The organism is Flammeovirga sp. SJP92 (assembly GCF_001583495.1).
Lineage (GTDB): Bacteria > Bacteroidota > Bacteroidia > Cytophagales > Flammeovirgaceae > Flammeovirga.
The window spans coordinates 19,926-41,812 of the sequence record NZ_LQAQ01000042.1 but is presented as its reverse complement, the minus strand read 5'-3'; the positions used below and the strand labels follow the sequence as shown (position 1 = coordinate 41,812).

Below are 21,887 nucleotides of genomic sequence, written 5' to 3'. Positions count from 1 at the left end.
TCAATGGAAATGACAGACATAAATTTTGATAACTTGATCGCTTCAGCATCTGAATTTGCTAAAGGAAACATCAAAGATCTACCTTATCATAATGTAAAACACACAGAAAATGTGGTTAAAGGTGTTCGTGAAATTGGCGAAAATGAAAACCTAGAAGAGAAAAAAATACAACTTCTTGAAATTGCCGCTTGGTTTCATGACACAGGTTATACGCAAGCCAGCTGTAGTAATCATGAAGAAAACAGCTCTAAAATATGTGAGGAATATTTAAAAGATAAAATTTCTCAAGAAGATATAAAAATAATTCAAGAGTGTATAATGGCAACCCAATTGCCTCAAACACCAAGAAACTTAATGGAGCAAATTATCTGTGATGCAGATTTGGCTCATTTGGGAAAAGAAGACTTCAATACTTTTTCTGAAGCACTGCGTCAAGAGAAATCAGAAATATTGGAGACAGGAAATATTTCAAAGTCTCAGTGGTTAATGATGAATGCTAGGTTTATGACTGAACATAGATTTTTCACAAACTATGCTAGAACACATTTTGAACCACGCAAACAAGAATATCTGCAATCCATTTTAAAACAGGCAGAGAGCATTATGGAAGAGGGGAAGACAAAAGAAGAAAAAAAGAAGAAAAAGAAAAAAGAAAAGAAGCCCCCAGTCCAGGAAGTTGAAATGCTTAATGGAGTTCCGAAATTGGTAAAACCAAGAAGGGATATTGAGGAAATGTACTCTACTCTAGCCAAAAATCAATTAGGTCTAAGTTCTATCGCCGATCGAAAGGCAAGTACATTACTTTCCATTAACTCCATCATAACTTCTTTTGCTATCGGTTATCTTTTCAGAAAGATTGAAGAGCTTCCAGAGCTATTATGGCCTAGCTTAATTTTGGCAATAACAGGTTTAGTATCAGCTATTTTAGCTGTTTTAGCAACTAGACCTAATGTAAAGAAGCATATTAAGAAAGATAAGAAGGATCTGAATTTACTTTTCTTTGGAGATTTTGTAGATTTAGAATTAGAAGAATACCAACAACTCTTAAGAGAAACCACCTTATATCCAGAAGAAGTATACGATAAACTCAGCAAGGATGCCTACTACTTAGGAAAGGTGCTAGACCTAAAATATAAGAAAGTAAGAAATGCATTTAATTTCTTTATGATTGGTATTACTATTTCAGTGGTCTCATTCATTATCACTTTCTCAGTGTACTAACCAACTAACCCATGCAATATTTAAAAAATCGTTATCAGTTTGAGAAATATATCAAAGGCTACCTCATCTCAAGTGCTTTTTGGTATGTTATCAATGCACTTTATCTACTGATTAGATATGATGCATTACAGTTTTACAACCGTTTTATAGATAATGAAGAATTCTTTATTATTCATAGTGAGATCAAATTTGCCCTTTTGGCCAACGGTGTTCTTGCTTTATTTTTAGGATGGTTTTCATGGAATTTTTATTTCTTTTTAGATAAAAGGGCCAAGTTCAGCTCATGGAAAAGAGGTATAATGATATTTTTAATTGTCACCATAGAAACATCTCTACTATTGAGTATTGGAGATTATATGGGCAAGAATATTTATCCCGAAGGTCTACCCTATTTCAATGAACTTTCTCAACAAAGCTTTGTCATCTATGCCATTTATGTCATGATGGCTGGAGCATTGATCAATTCTTTATTCCAGTTGAAAGATATATTGGGGCCTGAATTGTTTCAAACCGCTCTCAGAGGACATTATTATACTCCTAAAGAAGAACATAGAGTTTTTATGTTTTTAGACTTGTATGATTCTACTTCTATTGCAGAATGTTTGGGCCATATGAAGTATAGCCGTTTGATACAAGATTGTTACAGAACCATGACTGACCCTATTAGCTATTCCAAAGCTTCGGTCTATCAATATGTTGGTGATGAGATTGTACTCACATGGCCTATTGAAAAAGGAATCAAAGATAACCGTTGTATACAATTGTTTTATGATATAGACGCTACAATCAAAAGCCGTAGGGAATATTTCATGGAAAAATATGGAGTTGTTCCTGAATTCAAAGCAGGTATCCATGCTGGAATTGTCGCTACTTCACAAGTAGGTGTCATCAAAAGAGAAGTAGCGTATCATGGAGATACCGTTAATGCTACTTCAAGATTACAGGAGAAATGTAAGGAATTGGGCTATCAGGTATTGATGTCAGAAGATGTTGTAAACCTTTTAGGCAAAGAATTCAAAGAAGTGGGAACACATCAGTTCAGAGGTAAAAAACAACCTATCAAAATTTTCACAACAGAAAGTAAACCTTTGGCTAAATCATTCACACATGAATGTCCGTCAATAGAAAGTACTGTAAGTGCTTTACTTCCTAAAAAGGTGGATGGTTCTGTAGAAGGAGCTTAATTTCTATTAAAGTTTTTATAATAACAAAGCCCTAAGGTCAGTAGATTTTAGGGCTTTTTTGTCCACAATTTGTGACTCTCAGTTACAAAAGATGACGATTTAAGAAAATAGAGAAGTATAATTTTCACAATAATTCACATTGATTTATTTTTGTAGAAGTTATTTATACTTATTTACTATTTTTTATGAACAAGCTACTCGCCTATTTCTTAATAGGACTACTTTCAATGACAATGACTTCTTGCTTTGAAGAAGAAGTTACAACTGAGGGATGTGTTATTTCTCCAGAGTTTGCAAATATAGAGACTACATATGCTGCCGAGATTGCTACTCTTGAAAACGATAACGCTACTTGTGAAGAGAAAAAAGTGGCTGGAGAAACGCTACTTACTTTTATCGAGGAAAATGAGGAATGTATCTATGATGCTATTGATTTCTATGCTGAATCTGAAGAGGAAGCGGAAGAATTAAAGGCGGAATTAGAAGTTCAACTTCCACTACTAAAGTTATTAGCCACAGTTCCTTGTCAATAAGAATTCAAACTTATTTCTTTTGAATTACTGGAAACAAAGCTCCAAGATGATTGTCACCTTGGAGCTTTTTGTTTTATTCTTTTCCATAATCCCTTTCCACAAGAGCAATTCTGGTTTTAAAAGAGGAGTACCACTTTTCGTTACCCTTTTTCCGTGCAACGGAATGTTCTAAATTATACTTCCAATTCTTTATACTTTCTAGATCTTTCCAATAAGAGACTGTAATGCCTAATCCATCTCTTACAGATTCAAAACCTAGAAAACCCTCCTGCTGTTGGGCCAATTCTACCATTCTGTCGGCTGTTTCTTCATAACCCTCAAGTTCCTCAGTGACTAAGTTGGTAAAAATTACTGCGTAATAGGGTGGTTTTGGTGTGTTTGCTATTTTCATAATGTCAAAAAAAAGTGTTGAAATTCTACATCTCAACACTTGTATAAGTTAATATTCAATTAAAGAATTTATCTGATATCCTTCTAATTTATCTTTTCCATTGAGGAAGGTTAGATCGATCAAGAAATCCAACTGAACCACTTCTCCTCCAGCTTTTTCTACCATCTTCACTACTGCCTCAGCAGTTCCGCCTGTCGCAAGTACATCATCGTGAATCAGTACTTTATCACCTTTCTGAATGGCATCAACATGCATCTCTAAAACATCTGTTCCGTATTCCAATGCATATTCTTGGGAGATCGTTTCATAAGGTAATTTATTTGGTTTCCTTACAGGTACAAAACCTGCTCCAATAGCATTGGCAATCAAAGGACCGAAGAAAAAACCTCTTGACTCCATAGAAACTACTTTGTCAATTTTCTTTCCTTCTACCAATTTCACAAATTGCTCAACTCCTTGTTTTAAAGCTTGGGGGTTTAGTAAAAGTGGTGTAATGTCTTTGAATCCAATACCTGGTTTTGGAAAATCCTGGACGTCTCTGATATAATCTTTTAAATTCATTTTCTTAATCAAATTTTATAGATTTTTTAAAAGTACAATAATTTCATCTTGTATAAAATTTGACTTAGAGTTATTAAGCATTTGGAATTGAAGCCTCAATTGTTTTTTATTTTATTTTTTTAATTGGTTTTTGAAGTGCTAAATTATTCGGGTATGCAATATCAACCCCATCATCCGTTAAGATACGAATATTGAACAGTGTGATATTGATAATCTTTCCTTCCACAGAGTTCTCCCCTCCATCTTGTATTCTAATGTAATCTCCAATTTTAAAAGGATATGCAAAAAACAAAAGAATTGAACCTGTAATATTGCTCAACAAAGACCATTGTGCTACAAATGCAACACCTAACAATGTAAAAAAGGAAGACACAAATATTGATACCCCTTGAATGGATACATCCCAAACTGAAATGAGGATGATGATAACAACGATAACATAACCTGCTGTGAAGAAATTGCTGACGTAAACTTTTCTGTGGTCTGAGAACCCTTTTTCTTCTGCCACTTTTGAAAGATATCTGCTTGTGATTCCTAGAAGTACTACTAATGAAAGCAATACCCCAAGCGTAATAATGATTTTTGTTTCTAAACCTTCCATTGTCTTCGTTTAATTTATTAGTTTTCAAAAAAAGAGCGTAATCCCATTAAAATATGATTCACCGCTACTGCTGACAAAATTAAGCCCATTACTCTACTTATTAAAGCTGCACCACTGTTACCTATTCTGTGGAATATTCTTGATGAAAAAAGCATAAATAACCAAGCCAATCCCATCACAGTAAGCATAATCAATGAGGTGATTACTTGTTCTTGTACGCTATATTTACTTTTTTCTGTCAATAACATCACTGCAAGAATAGCACCCGGACTTGCCAAGGAGGGCATTGCCAAAGGGAAAATTGCTACATCATCTTTTTGGTCAATATGGGAAATTTCTTCTTCTGGCTTACTTGCTCCAAAAATCATGGTCAGTGCGAATAAAAATAAAACAATACCTCCAGCTATCTGAAAATTGGACATTGGGATTTTTATGACTTCTAAAATCACTTCTCCCACGGCAATGAAAAACAACAAAACACCGCTTGCAGCAAAAGTTGCTTTTTTGGCGATGGTCACTTTTTGATCCTTACTCATTTTTGATGTTACTGCAATAAAGACTGGTATAGTGCCTATTGGATCAATTACAGTAAAAAAGGCAATGAATTTAGTAAAAAATAGTTGGAACATGATGTTATGATTTAAGCAAAATGAGAGTTAAGTACTAGGACAAATAAAATAGACTTTTTGAATGTAGAAAAGGAGCAAAACGTGCACCATGGCTGAAGTTATAGGCTGGTGATATTGACTCCAATAACACTAAAATGTTGCTTCCGTTATCAACCTTCAAGACTAAAGTCTTGATTAGGTTGTTGTATCACCTGCCCATAGTTTTAACTATGGTGTAAGAAACACCCGATTACTTTTGTCTTAGTACTTATTTGTAAAACAATATCAGCAATAATTTGTTTTCTGTCACTAATTGATAGCATTTGAATTAGAAAAAAAGAAGGGATTTCAAAGTTTTCTGTACACCAATCAATAATCTATACTTTGAAATCCCTTCATTTATTAATACTACTTTTGAAGCAGAGAGATATCTTTGAATCTTATTTCAGAGAACTCCTCCTCCATCTTTTTATAATACGCTACTTTTGTTTGATCCTCCTGCTTCAATGTCACCTTGTAAACCTCTTGTTTATCTAACGCAAAAGGTTTAATCATAGTCATCTTTGTCACTTCGCAAGCAGGAGCAACTTTCGCATAGTTTTGAAGAATTTCCATGGGAAAAGTTGTTTCTGTATGCTCTTCAACAGTAAGAAAGATATGGCCGGTGGCATTATAATATCTTGTTTCTATTGTTTCCTCTAAAAGGACCACCACTTCATAAGCATCTTCATCTATCAAATATTCAGAAACCTCTTGATACACTGAAAAGTAATCTTCTTCAATTTCGTCGAAACTGACTAAAGAAATACTTTCCAAATAGGTATCCGGTTCTGTTTTGTAAATCTGCTCCGCAATCTCCTCTGCTATTTTTTCTGAATCATTCATAACTTCATCTGAAAGGTATCTTTTCTGAGCAAAGAGAGTGCTGGATACTAATAAAAGTAGGGCTGTAATTTGAACTATCGTTTTCATGTAATTATTATTTTGTTGATGTTATAGTTAACGGTAGTCTGATTTCAGATTCAGATAAAATCTGGTTATTGATTATTAAATTCCGATTCTATTAATACGATTACATACTTCATTGTAAACTAAGTTTTCGTTATTTGTGGTATTTAGAAATCAGGAGATTTCTGATGATCTGAAGGACACGAATGACGCTAACGCTTTACATTCGCGCCAGTGGGCTTTCTAGTACTCCCCCTGGCCTTGAAGGGAAAATCGTTAAGAATTTCAAGGATTGAGCCGTTAAAATGATTTTTTTTCTGAGCAAAGCGAGTTTAATATCATTGAAGTGAAAGGAATGGAATTTAGTTTACAGCGTAATACAGCTCCATAAAAAAAGTAACCGACTCCTAAATAGGTGACGGTTACTTCATCTATACAAATATGTGAACTTTTATTATCTGTTTTTGGGTATATCAAAATCTAAATATTTTTTGATCTATTATTCAGTACTGTGACCTTTTGAAGTCCTATTTTCAAGCTTCTTTTTCTTTCATTTTATGCAAATGAAAAAAAGAAACATTGTTGGAATAGATAGTTAGTCAATGGGTTGTATAATACAATCTAAACTAACACTAACTTTATTTAATATACATTTATCTTTGGGTTATAAATTCATTTAGAGCATGTTTGAACATCTCTTATTGAAGTTGATATAAGAACATCATTCCGTTTTGATATCCTCCTTTATCTTTCTGGGAAAGCGTATAAGTGCCATCATCATGTTCTACTACTTGTAAGCTGTGCATAAAATCTAGTTTAATGCCATATTTTAAGGGTTCTTCAATCTTCATTTTTGAGAATAATTCAAAATTAAAGAATGGTTGACGAAGCTGTAAAGGATGCCGATCTCCTTGATGATCCACTACATAATTCCCTTCATTTGTCACTTCTAAGACACCTTTTGAATCAAGACGGCCTCTGTGTATGAAAACTTCTTTCCAAAGCACTGTATCTTTTGATACAAAGCTCAATAGATCTATTTTATGATTTTCTATTGGAAGCGTGTAATACAGCGTATCATCATTGACCGCTAACTGAAAGGAATTTATATGGACAAAAATGGAATCAAAGTCTAGAAAAGCTTGATGTGTAACTCCATTATTATCTTTACTTTCCAAACCTGTGGATTGTATATCAATCATTAAATCAACATCAGGTTGGATGAGGTGTTGTTGCTCATATACTTTACAAGCGTAAGCCATGGAAACCACCCCCAATAGAGTGAAGAAAATCTTTCTCAAAATATTGATCTTTAAAACTGAAATCTAACCATAAAGGCAAAATCACCTGAATCAAAATAAGAATGATTGGCTAACCACCATGTTGGTCTCCAGTCAAAACCAACTGCAATTGGAGCACCCGAAAAGGCATATTGGACACCTAAATTACCACCAATACCGAAGGGAGACCAATCTTCAAAACGAACTGCCATACCTGCACCACCATAAACTGATAAACCTGGTGCAGAACTCACATTAAACATCCAATCATAATACATCGCCAATTGAAAATTGTGTGTAAAAGTACCTGTAAAATGTAATCTGTTTTTGTTGAGATTATACGTCATATCAATACCGACATCTGATAAAAAACGTAGACCTAATTCAATTTTACCTTTCTTTCCTCCATTGACATCTATAGTCCCTTGTGGTGTTTGGAATAAATAAGTTTTATCAATTTCTCCATCTGCATTTTTTAATGGGTCTAAGCCTAAATTCCCTGCCTTTGCAAAATGAACAAAAGTTGACATTAAAATTAAAAGTGTAATCCTGATTTTCATTGTTATAGTGTTTAATGAATTAATGTATCACTTTGATTGTGTGACATTAAGCTTAAACTCTATTTCCCAGAACAGGACTTTTAAAAAACAACTCTATTTCATCAAAAAATGGTTATTTGAATAGTAAGTAAGTACTAGTACATAAGAAAAGAGTGTTTTGTAATACTCTCTTCAAAGCCTAGATTTTTGCTTCGCTTTTCATCAATGGGAGAATGAAGAAATTAAGATTAACTTCAACTTTCCCATAAATAACGATCTTGCTTATAGTCTTTGGGAGTGACATTATATTTTTTTTTAAAAACCATTGAGAAGTGGCTTGAACTCGAAAAACCCAATTCCATTGCAATCATAGACATGGTTAGTTTTCCTTCGTGAAGAAAATCTCTTGATCTGCTCAGGCGTACATCCTGATGATATTGATGAATGGTGGTCCCAAATACTTTCTTGAATAAAAACCGCAGTCTACTTTCACTTAATCCACATTCTTTGGTCAGAAAATCAATACTCACTGGGCGGTCAAGGATATTGAGCAGTATTTGCCTTGCTTTCATCACCGGTTCAATATTGAAGGGATATTTATTAGTTTCAATCATACTTTCCCTTTTATTGATATTTTCAAAGTAATGCAGCACTAAGTTACTCCCATAAACTTGCATCAATTCTTGTTCAAAAATATCATCGTTCTTTACTTCATAAATACGATGAAAAAGGACTTTCATTTGATGATCAAATTCTTCAAAAACAAAAAAGGTATCGTCTTGTTTAAAAAGGTTCATTAAAGTATTTGATCTACCTATAAACGTATTAAAATACTCTTTTTTCAACCTTACACTTATAAATCTGTTTCTTCTTCCTCCGCTGTAGGTCCAACTGATTTCCCTCTCTGTATTTGTACAAATAGCACCATTAGAATTAAATGTCAGATCTTGAATTATCTTTTCACCATCCTCATAAATCACTTCTTTTATAATGCTATTTTCAACAGGCTCTCCAAAAAAAATGGGCTGGTATTCCATAGGAATTTGAAGTTCTCCCCTATTAATATGAAGAGGTTCATGAAGTAAAAAGTCGAATTTCAAAATCTCAATGTTTTCAGAACATTTATATCCTCTCACTTCTCCCTCACCCATACTTTTGTCTAATGTAATTACATCACCTTTACGTTCGCTTTTGAAAGCCATTGACCATAAATCCAAGTAATAGTCAAATTCGTATCTGCTCATTTATTGATCGGTTTTCTTTTTAATATCAAGACAAGATTATTTTTTGCTTAGAACTTAAGTTAAATGATTACTGTCAAAATGAGTTTATTTCAAGAATTGATTTATAAAATAATTCTAGAGATTCTGATTATGATCAAATAATTTGATCTACTACAGCATATTTTTGTATCTTAAAAAGATCAACAACTCTTGCAAAAAACTATGATTAAAAATGGATATTGGTTCTTCTTTTTGATTGTATTACATCTTTTTACATCACAAAAAGTCATTGCACAAAATACTTTACAAACCAATGCTCTTGGGGATTTTTACTTGAATGGAGATTTAGAGGTAGAAGAGGAATTGGCTTTAAAAGAGCTGAAAGAAGCCGAAATGCAAAAAAGTTCGCCTGTTGAACTTATCATTCCACTGATGAATGCAGGCAAGGTTTTTATGTTTTTAGAGAAGTATAAAAAAGCAAATTATTACCTGGAACGTGTTTTAAAAATTATTGAAGACAACACAGGGTGGCTTTATCCCGATTATGGCATAGCATTGAATTTTTATATTTACTCCAAGCTAAAACTCAATGATCTGGATGACATTAAAACGTTACTGAATGAAGTTAATGAAATTCATGAAAAGAGTATCGGCAAAGATAATATTAGCTATGCGAATTTGCTTTTCAATGAAGGAATGTATGCTTACAAGCTAAAGAGGTATGAAGAAGCTGAAAGTAAATTACATGTTGCCATTGCAATGAGCAAGTCGCTGACCACTCCATCGGAATATTATGGACGTTATTTGTTTATGGAGCTATTCTTAAATCGAATTTATTATAATACTTCAAGAGAAGACCTTGCCTTACAGAACCTCAACGTTATTAAGGACAAATTGGAGTCGTTGCACCTTGAACATTCTTTATTATATGCAAAAACTATTTTATTCATTGGTAATGCCTATTTCTTTAAAGAACAGTTTGAAGAAAGTGAAGAAGCATATGATAAGTATGAAAAAGTAATCTATCAGATCCTGCCCAATAATGTGGAGTTTTTAGGAGATGTTTCCAGTAGACGAAGTGCTATTTTAATTTACACTTCACGTTTCCATGAGTGTATTCCATTTCTGCAGAAAACGCTGAAACAGTACAATGAAGATACAAGCCCTGACAAAAGGAACCGTATAAAAGTCAAGCTTGCTTACTGTTATTTTGAATTGGGAATGTATGATAAAGTTGACGCACTATTAGAAAGCCTGCATGATATTAAGTTTGACTATCAGGATTACAATACTTTGCTCTATATTCTGAAAGCTGAAAGATACATGGTTTCGGGGCAATACAATAACGCTGAAATTAATCTTTCAAAAATTCCGAACCCACTTCTGACAGGCAAAAAGTACCTTACATTTGATGATCATTTGGCTGTACAGCTCAACATCAGACTTTCTATTTTGTTAGGAAGGCTCAACAAGGCGAATGTTTTACTGGAACAATGGAAAGAATACTTAGTCAATTCTAAAAGCAGTAATCAGAAATTCGATATTAATGCAGACCTCCTTGAAGTTTACAGTATGTTGACAGGAAATAATTATAAAAAAGCTATTGGCCGGTTAGAGCTAATAATTGCTGAAAGTCCTGAAATTATCCCGTATGAAGATTTTATGATTCAATTGTTTCTGGGGCATGCCTATTATGCCAATAGGGAAATTGAAAAGGCCAAGGCAACATTCTTAAAAGCACTGGAAATTGCGAAAGTAATACAATATACCAATCAGCATATTGATGTTTTGAAAGTGAAAGGCTACCTTTTGAACATTGAGGTGCACGAGGGAAAGAATGAAGGTATTGAAAAGCATTATAAGAGGATCTTGAGTCAAATAGAAGAAAGTAATATTTTCTATTCTAAAACGCTGAGTGACCTCGCTTATTTTTATTCCGTTCAAGAGGAATGGGATCTTGCTTTTAAAACCATTAATGAGGCTATTGAGAATCGAAAACAATTGTATTATCATTACTTTATTTCTGCCAATGAAGTAGATAAGCGTCTTTATTTGAAGAAAACAAAATATGCTTTTGATATCTTTTATGACCTTTTGATGCGATGCGATAAAACACATTATCAACAATTTATTGCTTTGGCCTATGATATTCAATTGATGAATTATCAATTCTACTGGCTTGATGCTCAAAAAAGAAATTCCAAACTTTACGATTTCCAAAACAACAGAAGAAGTAATCATTACCCTTCATATCTGACCCAGCTCAACTTGATGAAGTCGAGAATTGCAACATTTAAATTTGGATCAGAAGAGAACCAAAAAAACTACAGAGACCAATGGATTGAAACTGATTTGAGAGCTGGAAATTTAGAGAAAACACTGATCAGAGCCTCAGCACAATTTGAAAAAAAAGAGGAGAATGATCTCTTCCAATGGAATGATATTAAGGAGAAATTAAAAGAGGACGAAGTGGTAATTGAAATTGTAAAAGCACAACTTTTTGAAACTACCCAAGAAGCTCATTATTTCGCTCTTCTAATTTCAAAAAACAGCCCCTTCCCAGACTTCATTCCACTTGGAAAAACACAACTGCTAGAAGAAAAAGGTTATACTACTTATCTAAGAGAAATGACATCAAGAAGATCATTGGTTCTAGCAGAAAAACACCAAAGAGAAATTGATGCTTATACCTTGTTTTGGTCTCCTATTCAAGAAAAATTAGACCTGCTGAAGCAACAACCAAAGACGATTTATTTAGTAAATGACGGAGTGTATCGATTGATCAATATCAATACTTTAAAAAACAAAAAAACGAATCAATACATTTTAGAGTCTCATTCGATTGTGCCATTAGTTTCTTCGGCAAAACTACTGCAAGACACCCAACTTGAATTTAAAGATAAGACAGCTGTAATTTTCGGTAATCCAGATTTTGCAACTAAAAATGATAGTAGTAGAAATTTGAGTTCGGAATATATTATTTCCTCCTTGCCGGGCACACAAAAGGAAGTGAATAAAATCAGCACTATACTTACTGAACATCAATGGAAAGTCGATGATTACACTCAAAAAGAGGCCACCGAGACTAACATCAAAAGCTTTACAACTTCACCAGAGATTCTCCATATTGCCACTCATGGTTTCTTCTTTGATAATACCAATAAAGACAATATCAACAGTGCATTATTCCAATCTGGATTGATCTTAAGTGAGGTAAATTCGAGGTCTTTTGATGATAAATATAATAAAGGAAATGACGGCATTCTCTCCGCTTATGAAGTACTTACTCTTAACTTAAAAAATACAGAATTATTGGTCCTTTCTGCATGTAAAACGGGGATTACCAACTCATTTGAAGACGAAAAGGTACTGGGTTTGAAGTTTTCATTTCATACCGCAGGTGTCAAAAGTATGATTATGAGCCTCTGGGATGTAGATGACTTTGCAACTCAAAAACTTATGAGTGATTTTTACAGAAATTTCATGGATGGAAAACCGAAAAATGAAGCCTTCAGAACAGCACAGCTCAATATGTTGGAAGAGTTTGGAAGTCCATATTATTGGGGAGCTTTTACAATAACAAATTGATAAAAAATAGAGGAAAAGCGACCTTCAATAAATAATACAAAGGATAACTAGATACTATCAATAATATCAGAATCAAAAACCAATATTTTTTTGCCCAACTTAATGATTTAAACGTAAAAAATAATGTCAGTACAAAAGGTGTCAAAGGTACTAGAAATGCTGTATTAACTAGAAAAATAAATGGCTTTTGATCTCCTCCTGAAGTGGTAAGTCCCAGGGTAAAAGTAACTGTTGCCAATAGGATGATTATTCCTAAAGAAGACAGAAATATTATAACCAATGGGTTATTTCTATTAACGTTATCATGGTTTGTCATAAGTTTACTTTGTAGTAAAATCTAATCAATCATAAAATTAAGCTTATACTTTAAATTATTCACTTGCTGATCTGTAAAGTACTCGAAAGAACTATCATTCAAAGGAGCTACAGACATTAGCCAAATCAATAATTTGGGGTTTATTTTATAATAATACCCTTGATAATAAAAGCATGAATTCCTATCTAATACTATTTCATCGTATTCTTTATTTCTATAATAAATCACTATTAGTGCTCTTGAATCAATGTCATCGAATGAAATAGGTTCCGGTTCAAATAACTTAGGGCTTAACAAATCAATACTCTGATAATCATTGATCAAATCTGATGATAGAATTGTTATCTCAACTTTACTCTCTATAAAGTTATACATGAGTTCATTTTTATGAATATTAGTTCTTGAATACAAATGCCAAGGAATTCTGTAACATTTTATGCTATCAATAACAGTATCGGATTGGGCATTAATGATGATAGGAAGGCATAGTGTGATCACTAAAAATATTATTTGTTTCATTTTAAAGAGTTTGCTTTTATCTTTATTACAAGTTACAACTTCTATGTCGAAACACCTCCTTATTTACTAGCAATAGACTAAGTCAGGCCATGAAAAAAAGTTTAAGCAAACTAAATAAAAGCCATTTTATAGGAATCTTATCAATCCTGATCTTGACTTCATGCAGTAATGCAACCTTTATGAAGTTTGGTCCAGATGATAAGGACAAGTTGGTCCAAATTAATGTAGATAGTACAGTGAGTTTCCTTTCACTCTATAAAAGTATTGATGAAGTAGTATGTAATGACCATGACAGTCAAGTACAATTAGTGATTGATACCGACAGTATTAATTATCGTCTCAACTTAATTAATATGTGTGGGTCAACTATTGTTTGCACTCGGTCAAGAAATATAATTTTTATCCTTGATGATTCCATAAAAAAATATGATGTTGGCACATTTAATTATGATAGTCTTAGTAATTTAATACAAAGGGATTTTTCAAATAATGGAATAGATCGTAGTTTAAGTGAAAATCCATCGAAAGTGTTTCTCCACTTTATGCAACCCCAATTGCTTGAAAGAGTGACCTTAAAAAGGAGATTGGTGAGCATAATAGAGGAGTTCCGTAAAACGGGATTTGAAAATGAAAAATTGAAGCTTTGGGTACAATTACACCCTAAAGAAGATCCATTTACAGGTAAAATTCCTGATGAAGATGAATTAGAAGAAGAAATAGAAAAAATATTCAAGAGCATTTAAAATTTGAAACAACTCACTTTCTATATTGCATCACTATTTTTATTGATTTCCTGTCATACGAATGATGATATTATTATCAAAACTCATTTTTCAGAGATTGATTTCAGTTTCTTAAGTGATACTTCAAAAAAGCTATCTTCTTCTAAGAATATCAAAGAGCCTTCTATTGCAAAAAATATGAATCTCGGTATTTTGTCGATTACAGCAAATGGAAATTACACCACTACAGAACCTACTTTTTTTAATAAAACCTATCCACTAGATCTGAATCTAAAACTTTCTCTTCATAATGTAGAGCACTTACCCTACGAAGTGATATCTTACCATCAGGAAAATGTTTCTGACACTTCCTATCAAGTGGTAAAAGAAAGTAAGTTCTATCCTTCACACCTACTTTGCATCCAAAATTTATCTCAAGAAGAAATTGGTATCAAACAACAAGATAATCAGGTATTCCTTATTCAAGAAGCAAAAAATGAAGATGGCGAATGGAAAAATATTGAATACTTTGACTATAGCAAATGTGGGAATAGTTATTGGATAACGGCTTTGCCTGCTCATCAAATGATGCTTGTTCAAATACCTAAATACGCAGGTAATTTTGATACATTTCTTAGAGTAAAACTGAAGGTCAACAATCAATTATTTTATTCTGATTCTATACAATGTACGATACAGAAAAGTCAATTTGATTTATCACCTCAATCCAGTGATTACAGAAGATTAAGGAGAAAGTTCACAGCTCCTAAGGTGGATAGCCTAATTTATTTTCTTTGATAAACCAACTTACCGAGTAATTACCGGGTCCATAAAGTAAGGAACTACAGATCTCTCACTTCAAGTAAACCTATATAAAATTTTAAAGCACTCTAAAGAAGTAAACTATTGAAGTCGAGTGAGCTAAAAGAAAAATCTATTCATAAAAACCATAGAAATGAAAAAAAGAATTCTGATACTACTATTGACACTTACTTTTCAATTATCATTTGCTCAGGATGGTGAGTTTGAAATTCAGGAAAACGGGTTGATTTATGGTGAATCAACAATGACTAAATTAAAAACGATTGTTGATTCTTTGAATCTGAAATTTAAGGTATGCGATATTGATAAACGTTTTAATTCTAACTATCAAATTTTTGGGCATAAGGTTAAGCTTTATAAGAAAAAAGTGAAGGAAGCGAAGATAGATATTGAAAATAATATCAGCCTTGAGGAATTTCAAAAAAAATATCCTAAAGCTATTATTACAAAGAACATTTTGATCGTTAGATATGATTACAAAAACATTGAAGGAGAAGATGTGGTAGATTTTAACGAGGTCAATGTTAATAATAGATTTAATTTTGAATTACGTTTTTGGGGTGAGCCTGAAAAATACAAAGTCGAAAACCTTTCCAACTGGCTCTTTAAACATAATGAAAAAACCACCTATTCTGAAGAGTCTATTTCAGCTTTTTATTTCCCTAGTAAAATGGAGTCTAAAGAACTCCCTAAAAGCTACTCTCAAATGATCAGTTACTCTGACTGCCTGATTGATACTACAACTACAAAATTTAAAAAAGGAGCTGATTATGGCTGGCATGAAGGGTTACCTGAAGATTGGAAAAAACAATCAATAGAAAATCAGGAGAAACTACTCAATACTTTACGTAATACTCGTGTAATGGGAGGATGCAGTGCAGATGACAGTCCGAGAAGACATGCTGTTAATATTGCTATGGTTTCCGCAGAAACATATAAATGGGAAATATTTCTGAAAGCTCATTTAGATGTGATGAATGACAGTTTTGAACGCTTCAGTGATGCAAGCTATGCATGGGGTCAACGAAAAACGTATATCAAGGAACTTGAAGAACTGAATATTAATGTCTTAGATCTGATCATCGGGATTTCTCTTCAGATCAATAATCCATCTGAAAACCATTATTTTGGAAAAATACGAAGAATTGGAAGAGCACTTTCTGAAACTAAAAATAAAGAAGAGGTAGAAAGTCAATTGTTTACTATGATTGAAGATGGGGAGTTGGATTTATACAATAGAGTGATGATGTATTATATTGTAGTGAATTACATCCACAATCAAACTGAAGAAGCTGAAAAAAATAGATTGAATAAAAGGCTGAAAAAATCAATTAAAGGTTTACCTAAGGAGATTATATAAACGATAAAAAATATAATATACTAAGTTCTACTTCCTCCATACTTATGATTGTACGAAAAAGCAATCAGACTTAAATTAAAAATATTGAGTATAAACAAATCACACGTCTATCAATTATAAATACGGTACTATTACTGAGTTGAATAATTGATAAACTGTATTTATTAATACTAAGGAAAAATTAAGAGTGAAGAAAATGGGCCATAAAACCACTTTATAGCCCATTTTCTTCACTCTTAATTCTTACCTAGAACAGGTCCTAGTCATCAAATAGATTGATATTTAGGGTTGTAGATTATTAAATCAATCTGATAATAATTACCATTATTATACTGCTTCTGTTCGTAATTTACTTTGATATGGCAATTATTCTGTTTTCCCTTAATAACTCCTCTTTGTCCTTTGATTTGTCCCTTCATATCAACTCTAAAATAATGCCTTAAAGAAGTGATAAATTTTGTGACCTCTATAGTTACCCCATCAAAACGGACTGCAATCTAAATTAATAATTAAGTAAATTGCAGTGTTATGAAAAGTAAAAGAAAATTCACCTCAGAATTTAAAGCCAAAGTAGCTTTAGAAGCCATCAAGGATTTACAGACTACAACAGAATTAGCCCAAAAGTATGATCTTCATCCTACTCAGATCAGTACATGGAAAAAGGAATTTCTAGATGGTGCATCCAGTGTTTTTGAAAAGTCTAGAGAGAAAAAGAAGCTTCAAAAAGCGAGTGAAGGGAAAGAAGATGAGCTTTATGCAAAAATTGGTAAACTTCAAGTTGAAGTGGATTTTTTAAAGAAAGCCTTGTCGTAAATAAGTCGTTGTCAGAACGGAGAAAAATTGTCGACAAGGCTCATCCAGAGCTAAGCATCACACGTCAATGTCAGCTATTAGGTTTACAAAAATCTAGTTATTATTATAAACCAAAAGGAGAGTCCGCACAAAACCTTGAGTTAATGAAGATCATAGATCAGCAGTATACAAAGCATCCTCACATGGGGGTTCCGAGTATGACTACTTGGTTGCGTCTGGATCAGGGAATGTTAGTCAACCATAAACGTATCGCCCGATTATACCGTATGATGGACCTGCAGGCACTTATTCCTGGTCCTCATACTTCAAAAGGGATAAAAGAGCACAAAAAGTATCCCTATCTCCTTCGTAATATGGTCATTAATAAAGTAAATCAAGTATGGGCAACCGATATCACCTACATTCCAATGGAAAAGGGTTTTATGTATTTAATGGCTGTAATTGATATACACAGCCGTTACATTGTAGGCTGGTCTCTTTCCAATACAATGGAAGCGGAATGGTGCAAAGAGACGATACAGGAATGTATAGAAGAGCATGGAGCACCGGAAATTGTCAATACAGATCAAGGGGCTCAATTTACAAGTGATGTATTTACAGAGTACTTGATTAGTCAAAGTGTAACCATCAGTATGGATGGTAAAGGAAGAGCAACTGATAATATATTTATAGAGCGTTTTTGGCGAAGTTTGAAATATGAGAAAATATATAAACATTCTTATAGTAATGGCCATCAGTTAGCTTTAGGGGTAATAGAATATATGTCTTACTATAATCACGAAAGACGACATAGTTCAATTGATAATCAAAAACCTTTCTATATCTTTGAGAAGGGTCGCCGAGACACAAGCTCAAAACCAAAAGAAAAACCACATTCTATGAGTTGTAAAGGCCAAGATGAATGGTCTGCCGCAGGCGCAACACAGACCAGCCTTGACAAATCATAAAATGGGTTTTAATAAAAGGTTTGAAGCTGAATCTCTCAAAAAAAGATAATTATCTTTTCCACTTAGACAGTCCAAACTAGTGGGGTAACTATACTCACCCTTTGTTAACAATCTAGAAGTTTTACTTTTTTGGGGTTGAAATGTAACACCGGTAATTATCCCCTCTTGATTTGTTTGCGCTTCAAAATGTCCATAGTGACCTCCAAAAGGCATTTTCGCAACGCTAGACTTATTTAATGGAACTTCTTCTCCAATAATATAACCATTGAAGTTGATTTGTGAGTATGTACTTGCAGATAAAAGTAATAGTACAAGAATAAAAAATGAACGCTTCATAGTTTAATTTATTTAGAATAAAAATGAACATAGTCGGGGAATCAGTCCTACTGAAACTATGTCACTTTATTAAGTAGTTTTTTAGTTCAACTGTTTAAAATCCATTTAGGATATGTTCTTATCAATATTGATTCCAAAATTAGTCAATAAGAGCATGTTTGAAATATATATTTTAGAATTAAAAAAACTCCATTTTAGGTTATGAGGAAATTAATTCCAGAGAAAATTGTGGTTCAATAGTTGATAAAATAAATAAACTCACGTTCTGAAAGGATGGATTTTTATTAAAAAAGATGTTTCAAACATACTCTAAGTAATACCTATTATGTATCTGTATCAGATTAAGACTTTAACTGTTATAGAAAAGGTTAATTTCTTCTATTTGTAATTCACTACAAAAAAAGGACAATTGATTTATTGACCGAAAGATTAGCCTCCCCTACTAGATTATTAAACACACCCATCTATCAATTATTAATATGGTACTATCAGTGAGTAGAATGATTGACAAACTGTATTTATTAATACTAAGGAAAAGTGTTTTTTTTAAGGAAGAATTAAGAAAAATGGGCCATAAAAACCACTTTACAGCCCATTTTCCTTCACTCTTCATTCTTCTCTAAATAGACTGATATTTAGGATTGTGGATTAGTAAGTCAATATGATAATAACTACCATTACTAAACTGCTTATGTTCGTAATTTACTTTGAAATTACAATCATTATGTTTTCCATTAAAAACTCCACTTTGCCCTTTACTTTCTCTTTTCATATCAACTCTAAAATAATGTTTTAAAGAAGTGATGAATTTTTGAACTTCTCCCTTTGTTAACAAGGTTGGAGTGCCACTTTTTTTAGGTTCAAATGAGATACTGGTGATTACTCCTTGTTGATTAGTTTTTGCTTCAAAATGTCCATAATGACCTGCAAAAGACATATTAGTGGAGCTTGGTTTATTCTCTGGAATTTCTTTTCCAATAACATAACCTTTGAAGTTGATTTGCGAGTATGCACTTACAGATAAAATTAGTAGTACAAAAATTAAAAATGAACGTTTCATCGTTTTAAATCATTAAACTAAAAAATTGAACATAGTTGGGGAATCAGTAATACTGAAACTATGTTGCTATATTAAAATACACTTAGGGTAAGGCAATATCAATATTGGTTCCAAAAACAAGTAGGTAGACTGATCTATAGAATATGTACTTTACATACAGATCTTAATGTAATAAATAGAAGATAAAGGTCAATTTTCAATATTGACAATTTATTAAGAAAGTGTCTTAATCAATCTCATTATAACACAAACACTTTCATTTAAAGCTACTGAACAACTAAACCCTTTTCTTCTACAATTGAAAAATCATTTTCCACAACTGAAAAGATTTCAAACCTTCTCAGTATTTCTATGATTTAGTTTTGCATCATCATTTAAGTATTAGGACAAAGTAGCATACTTTTTTAAGGGAAGAATGTTACGTAGACCCATAATTGAAATTATGGGCTTTTGGGAAGAAATCTCAATTTATCAATCATGAAAGAAATTAAATTAATAACACATACTGTGATTACGGGCGCTAGTCAAGGACTGGGGAAAGCTTTGGCGTTTGAATGTGCTGAGAGAGGGAGAAACCTTATCTTGATTTCGCTTCCGAATGAAGGAATTCAAGAATTCAGAAAATACTTGATCGAAATGTATGCTATAGATGTTTGCTGTTATGAAATTGACTTGAGTAAGGAAACTGAACTACATGAACTCATTTCAACCATCACGCATTTGTACCGTGTAGATATGCTGATCAATAATGCAGGAATTGGAGGTACAAAACGATTTCAGGAAGCTTCAGAGAATTATATTGACAGCATTTTATCCTTAAATATCAGAGCATTGGTTTTACTGACCAGAGGACTTTTACCTTTACTTAAAAAACACTCTAAGGCGCATGTTCTTAACATCTCAAGTATGGCCTCTTTTGGGGCGATGCCTTTCAAAACCGTCTACCCTGCCTCCAAAGCGTTTGTGCGTTCTTTTTCCGTTGGTCTTGCAACTGAACTAGAAGACACCAACATTCAGGTGAGCGTGGCATACCCCGGTGGAATGCCCACCAACAAAGAAGTTTCTGAGCGTATCAACAACCACAATGAACTGGTCAAACAAACCATTTTGACTGCTGAAGAAGTGGCTAAAATCTGCATGAAAGAACTTTTGGAAGGGAAAACCGAAATTATCCCTGGCATGGCTGGTAAAATAAGCCGTCTGTTTTTTAGAGTATGCCCGAATGCCATCCGCTTGAGAATTTTCAGAAAAAATGTATTAAAAGAAATGATGAGTTATGCGTAAGGAAAGAGTTTTAGTAACTGGAGCAAATGGACTTTTAGGAGCCAATATTGTCAAGCATTTATTGGATAGTGACAACTACCACCCAGTAGCAATGATCCGTTCATCATGTAACCGTTTGTCTTTAGAAGGCTTGAATTGTGAAATTTTTGAAGGGGAAATCACTAATAATAATGACCTTGAAAAAGTAATCAAAACATGTGATTATGTGATTCATAGTGCCGCACTGACCAAACAAAACATCAACGACTTCTCTCCCTACCAGAAAATAAATATTGATGTCACAGTAGCAATTGCATCATTGTGTTTAAAACACAAAATCAAACGTTTAGTTTTTGTCAGCACTGCCAACTGTTTTACCAACGGCACCTTAGAGAAACCCGGTCATGAAAACTCTCCTTTTATGGATTGGCTTAAAGATGTCCCTTATGCCTACAGCAAATACTTAGCACAGCAAGAAATAATAAACCGTGTTCAAAATGACAATTTAGACGCTCTTATCGTTGCACCTACTTTTATGCTTGGCGAAAGAGATGCAGGTCCTTCTAGCGGAGTGTTATTATTGTATGGTTCAAAACACAAAATCACTTTTTACCCTCCTGGAGGAAAAAGCTTTGTAGCCGTAAAAGAAGTCGCCAAAGCCATTATTCAAAGTTTGACAAAAGGGAAAAAAGGAAGTTGCTATTTACTTTCAGGAGAAAACCTCACCTACCGTACATTCTTCGAAATGGTCCATCAAAGTACTCAAAAAAAGGGGCTATTAATACCAATTCCTAAGCTTCTTTTCTCCCTTCTTGGAACCCTTGCTTTTGGTATTAAAAAAATATTCGGCATTCAAGTCCCATTCCATTCTTCCAACTTAAGGTTATTGACGCTGGATAATTACTTTTCAAATCAAAAAGCGATACGAGAACTAGGCATGAATCAAACGGATGTTGGGGAGAGTATTGAGGAGGCTTTGGTTTGGTATGGGAGGAATGGATATTGAGGTATTGAGGTATTGATGGTTATAACTTATTTATGATAATACTTAA

Annotated in this window: 22 protein-coding genes; 11 read left to right on the top strand and 11 right to left on the bottom strand. The window is 33.2% G+C overall.

The features are described 5' to 3' along the window. The first annotated feature begins 9 nt into the window (after positions 1-9). The 3 genes from AVL50_RS10465 (at position 10) to AVL50_RS10455 (ending at position 2,938) form a co-directional block, all read left to right on the top strand. A complete protein-coding gene (locus AVL50_RS10465; protein ID WP_172826809.1) occupies positions 10-1,221 on the top strand; it encodes a Pycsar system effector family protein in 1,212 nt (403 codons plus the stop codon). Positions 1,222-1,232: 11 nt separating this feature from the next. Beyond that, positions 1,233-2,405 carry an adenylate/guanylate cyclase domain-containing protein gene (locus AVL50_RS10460; RefSeq protein ID WP_062616451.1) on the top strand — a complete coding sequence of 391 codons (1,173 nt, stop codon included), beginning with the start codon at positions 1,233-1,235 and terminating at the stop codon, positions 2,403-2,405. Between the two features lie 185 nt (positions 2,406-2,590). Further along, complete coding sequence (locus AVL50_RS10455; protein ID WP_157491260.1) at positions 2,591-2,938, top strand: hypothetical protein; 348 nt, start codon at positions 2,591-2,593, stop codon at positions 2,936-2,938. A 73-nt stretch (positions 2,939-3,011) separates the two neighbouring features. Here AVL50_RS10455 and AVL50_RS10450 read toward each other — a convergent pair whose 3' ends face one another. From AVL50_RS10450 to AVL50_RS10415, 8 genes are all read right to left on the bottom strand, one after another. Beyond that, positions 3,012-3,329, bottom strand: coding sequence for an antibiotic biosynthesis monooxygenase (locus AVL50_RS10450; protein WP_062616449.1), 318 nt, complete (start codon positions 3,327-3,329; stop codon positions 3,012-3,014). 48 nt (positions 3,330-3,377) lie between these two features. Then, entirely contained in the window at positions 3,378-3,890 is a 513-nt protein-coding gene (locus AVL50_RS10445; RefSeq protein ID WP_082795749.1) for an adenine phosphoribosyltransferase, read from the bottom strand. Between the two features lie 106 nt (positions 3,891-3,996). After that, on the bottom strand, positions 3,997-4,491 hold the full coding sequence (locus AVL50_RS10440) for a mechanosensitive ion channel domain-containing protein (protein ID WP_062616447.1): 495 nt from the start codon (positions 4,489-4,491) through the stop codon (positions 3,997-3,999). Positions 4,492-4,508: 17 nt separating this feature from the next. Beyond that, on the bottom strand, positions 4,509-5,120 hold the full coding sequence (locus tag AVL50_RS10435; RefSeq protein WP_062616446.1) for a MarC family protein: 612 nt from the start codon (positions 5,118-5,120) through the stop codon (positions 4,509-4,511). Positions 5,121-5,507: 387 nt separating this feature from the next. Further along, positions 5,508-6,071 carry a hypothetical protein gene (locus AVL50_RS10430; RefSeq protein WP_062616445.1) on the bottom strand — a complete coding sequence of 188 codons (564 nt, stop codon included), beginning with the start codon at positions 6,069-6,071 and terminating at the stop codon, positions 5,508-5,510. Between the two features lie 674 nt (positions 6,072-6,745). Next, positions 6,746-7,348 carry a hypothetical protein gene (locus AVL50_RS10425; RefSeq protein ID WP_157491259.1) on the bottom strand — a complete coding sequence of 201 codons (603 nt, stop codon included), beginning with the start codon at positions 7,346-7,348 and terminating at the stop codon, positions 6,746-6,748. Between the two features lie 11 nt (positions 7,349-7,359). Further along, positions 7,360-7,887: a hypothetical protein gene (locus AVL50_RS10420; protein ID WP_157491258.1), complete on the bottom strand. Its 528-nt coding sequence runs from the start codon at positions 7,885-7,887 to the stop codon at positions 7,360-7,362. A gap of 233 nt (positions 7,888-8,120) precedes the next feature. After that, entirely contained in the window at positions 8,121-9,110 is a 990-nt protein-coding gene (locus AVL50_RS10415) for an AraC family transcriptional regulator (protein ID WP_082795748.1), read from the bottom strand. Between the two features lie 201 nt (positions 9,111-9,311). Between AVL50_RS10415 and AVL50_RS10410 the strand changes: the two genes are divergently transcribed. Then, complete coding sequence (locus AVL50_RS10410; RefSeq protein ID WP_062616441.1) at positions 9,312-12,677, top strand: CHAT domain-containing protein; 3,366 nt, start codon at positions 9,312-9,314, stop codon at positions 12,675-12,677. 337 nt (positions 12,678-13,014) lie between these two features. Here AVL50_RS10410 and AVL50_RS10400 read toward each other — a convergent pair whose 3' ends face one another. Then, positions 13,015-13,512: a hypothetical protein gene (locus tag AVL50_RS10400; RefSeq protein WP_157491257.1), complete on the bottom strand. Its 498-nt coding sequence runs from the start codon at positions 13,510-13,512 to the stop codon at positions 13,015-13,017. 89 nt (positions 13,513-13,601) lie between these two features. Here AVL50_RS10400 and AVL50_RS10395 point away from each other — a divergent pair, with 89 nt between their 5' ends. From AVL50_RS10395 to AVL50_RS10375, 5 genes are all read left to right on the top strand, one after another. After that, positions 13,602-14,255, top strand: coding sequence for a hypothetical protein (locus AVL50_RS10395; protein WP_062616438.1), 654 nt, complete (start codon positions 13,602-13,604; stop codon positions 14,253-14,255). 3 nt (positions 14,256-14,258) lie between these two features. Then, on the top strand, positions 14,259-15,032 hold the full coding sequence (locus AVL50_RS10390; protein ID WP_062616437.1) for a hypothetical protein: 774 nt from the start codon (positions 14,259-14,261) through the stop codon (positions 15,030-15,032). Positions 15,033-15,189: 157 nt separating this feature from the next. Beyond that, positions 15,190-16,416: a hypothetical protein gene (locus tag AVL50_RS10385; RefSeq protein ID WP_062616436.1), complete on the top strand. Its 1,227-nt coding sequence runs from the start codon at positions 15,190-15,192 to the stop codon at positions 16,414-16,416. A 528-nt stretch (positions 16,417-16,944) separates the two neighbouring features. Continuing rightward, on the top strand, positions 16,945-17,229 hold the full coding sequence (locus AVL50_RS10380) for a transposase (RefSeq protein WP_062616435.1): 285 nt from the start codon (positions 16,945-16,947) through the stop codon (positions 17,227-17,229). Between the two features lie 8 nt (positions 17,230-17,237). After that, positions 17,238-18,176: an IS3 family transposase gene (locus AVL50_RS10375; protein WP_063850656.1), complete on the top strand. Its 939-nt coding sequence runs from the start codon at positions 17,238-17,240 to the stop codon at positions 18,174-18,176. Here the strand turns inward: AVL50_RS10375 and AVL50_RS10370 are convergent. Both AVL50_RS10370 and AVL50_RS10365 read right to left on the bottom strand, forming a co-directional pair. Beyond that, entirely contained in the window at positions 18,171-18,512 is a 342-nt protein-coding gene (locus AVL50_RS10370) for a hypothetical protein (RefSeq protein WP_062616434.1), read from the bottom strand. The two genes, AVL50_RS10375 and AVL50_RS10370, sit on opposite strands and share 6 nt — an antisense overlap. A gap of 619 nt (positions 18,513-19,131) precedes the next feature. Further along, entirely contained in the window at positions 19,132-19,572 is a 441-nt protein-coding gene (locus AVL50_RS10365) for a hypothetical protein (protein ID WP_062616433.1), read from the bottom strand. A gap of 477 nt (positions 19,573-20,049) precedes the next feature. On the opposite strand from AVL50_RS10365, the gene AVL50_RS10360 reads away from it, so the two are divergent. Both AVL50_RS10360 and AVL50_RS10355 read left to right on the top strand, forming a co-directional pair. Continuing rightward, a complete protein-coding gene (locus AVL50_RS10360; protein WP_062616432.1) occupies positions 20,050-20,856 on the top strand; it encodes an SDR family oxidoreductase in 807 nt (268 codons plus the stop codon). Beyond that, positions 20,849-21,841 carry an NAD-dependent epimerase/dehydratase family protein gene (locus AVL50_RS10355; RefSeq protein WP_062616431.1) on the top strand — a complete coding sequence of 331 codons (993 nt, stop codon included), beginning with the start codon at positions 20,849-20,851 and terminating at the stop codon, positions 21,839-21,841. Before AVL50_RS10360 ends, AVL50_RS10355 begins: the two co-directional genes overlap by 8 nt. Positions 21,842-21,887: the final 46 nt, after the last annotated feature.

What these genes read in the sequence shown, in the direction of transcription:
- AVL50_RS10355 (WP_062616431.1), top strand. Translation starts at nt 20,849, where the DNA reads ATGCGTAAGGAAAGAGTTTTAGTAACTGGAGCAAATGGACTTTTAGGA.
- AVL50_RS10385 (WP_062616436.1), top strand. Translation starts at nt 15,190, where the DNA reads ATGAAAAAAAGAATTCTGATACTACTATTGACACTTACTTTTCAATTA.
- AVL50_RS10380 (WP_062616435.1), top strand. Translation starts at nt 16,945, where the DNA reads ATGAAAAGTAAAAGAAAATTCACCTCAGAATTTAAAGCCAAAGTAGCT.
- AVL50_RS10360 (WP_062616432.1), top strand. Translation starts at nt 20,050, where the DNA reads ATGAAAGAAATTAAATTAATAACACATACTGTGATTACGGGCGCTAGT.
- AVL50_RS10455 (WP_157491260.1), top strand. Translation starts at nt 2,591, where the DNA reads ATGAACAAGCTACTCGCCTATTTCTTAATAGGACTACTTTCAATGACA.
- AVL50_RS10435 (WP_062616446.1), bottom strand. Translation starts at nt 5,120, where the DNA reads ATGTTCCAACTATTTTTTACTAAATTCATTGCCTTTTTTACTGTAATT.
- AVL50_RS10430 (WP_062616445.1), bottom strand. Translation starts at nt 6,071, where the DNA reads ATGAAAACGATAGTTCAAATTACAGCCCTACTTTTATTAGTATCCAGC.
- AVL50_RS10445 (WP_082795749.1), bottom strand. Translation starts at nt 3,890, where the DNA reads ATGAATTTAAAAGATTATATCAGAGACGTCCAGGATTTTCCAAAACCA.
- AVL50_RS10400 (WP_157491257.1), bottom strand. Translation starts at nt 13,512, where the DNA reads ATGAAACAAATAATATTTTTAGTGATCACACTATGCCTTCCTATCATC.
- AVL50_RS10365 (WP_062616433.1), bottom strand. Translation starts at nt 19,572, where the DNA reads ATGAAACGTTCATTTTTAATTTTTGTACTACTAATTTTATCTGTAAGT.
- AVL50_RS10450 (WP_062616449.1), bottom strand. Translation starts at nt 3,329, where the DNA reads ATGAAAATAGCAAACACACCAAAACCACCCTATTACGCAGTAATTTTT.
- AVL50_RS10465 (WP_172826809.1), top strand. Translation starts at nt 10, where the DNA reads ATGACAGACATAAATTTTGATAACTTGATCGCTTCAGCATCTGAATTT.
- AVL50_RS10415 (WP_082795748.1), bottom strand. Translation starts at nt 9,110, where the DNA reads ATGAGCAGATACGAATTTGACTATTACTTGGATTTATGGTCAATGGCT.
- AVL50_RS10460 (WP_062616451.1), top strand. Translation starts at nt 1,233, where the DNA reads ATGCAATATTTAAAAAATCGTTATCAGTTTGAGAAATATATCAAAGGC.
- AVL50_RS10395 (WP_062616438.1), top strand. Translation starts at nt 13,602, where the DNA reads ATGAAAAAAAGTTTAAGCAAACTAAATAAAAGCCATTTTATAGGAATC.
- AVL50_RS10410 (WP_062616441.1), top strand. Translation starts at nt 9,312, where the DNA reads ATGATTAAAAATGGATATTGGTTCTTCTTTTTGATTGTATTACATCTT.
- AVL50_RS10440 (WP_062616447.1), bottom strand. Translation starts at nt 4,491, where the DNA reads ATGGAAGGTTTAGAAACAAAAATCATTATTACGCTTGGGGTATTGCTT.
- AVL50_RS10420 (WP_157491258.1), bottom strand. Translation starts at nt 7,887, where the DNA reads ATGAAAATCAGGATTACACTTTTAATTTTAATGTCAACTTTTGTTCAT.
- AVL50_RS10370 (WP_062616434.1), bottom strand. Translation starts at nt 18,512, where the DNA reads ATGAAGCGTTCATTTTTTATTCTTGTACTATTACTTTTATCTGCAAGT.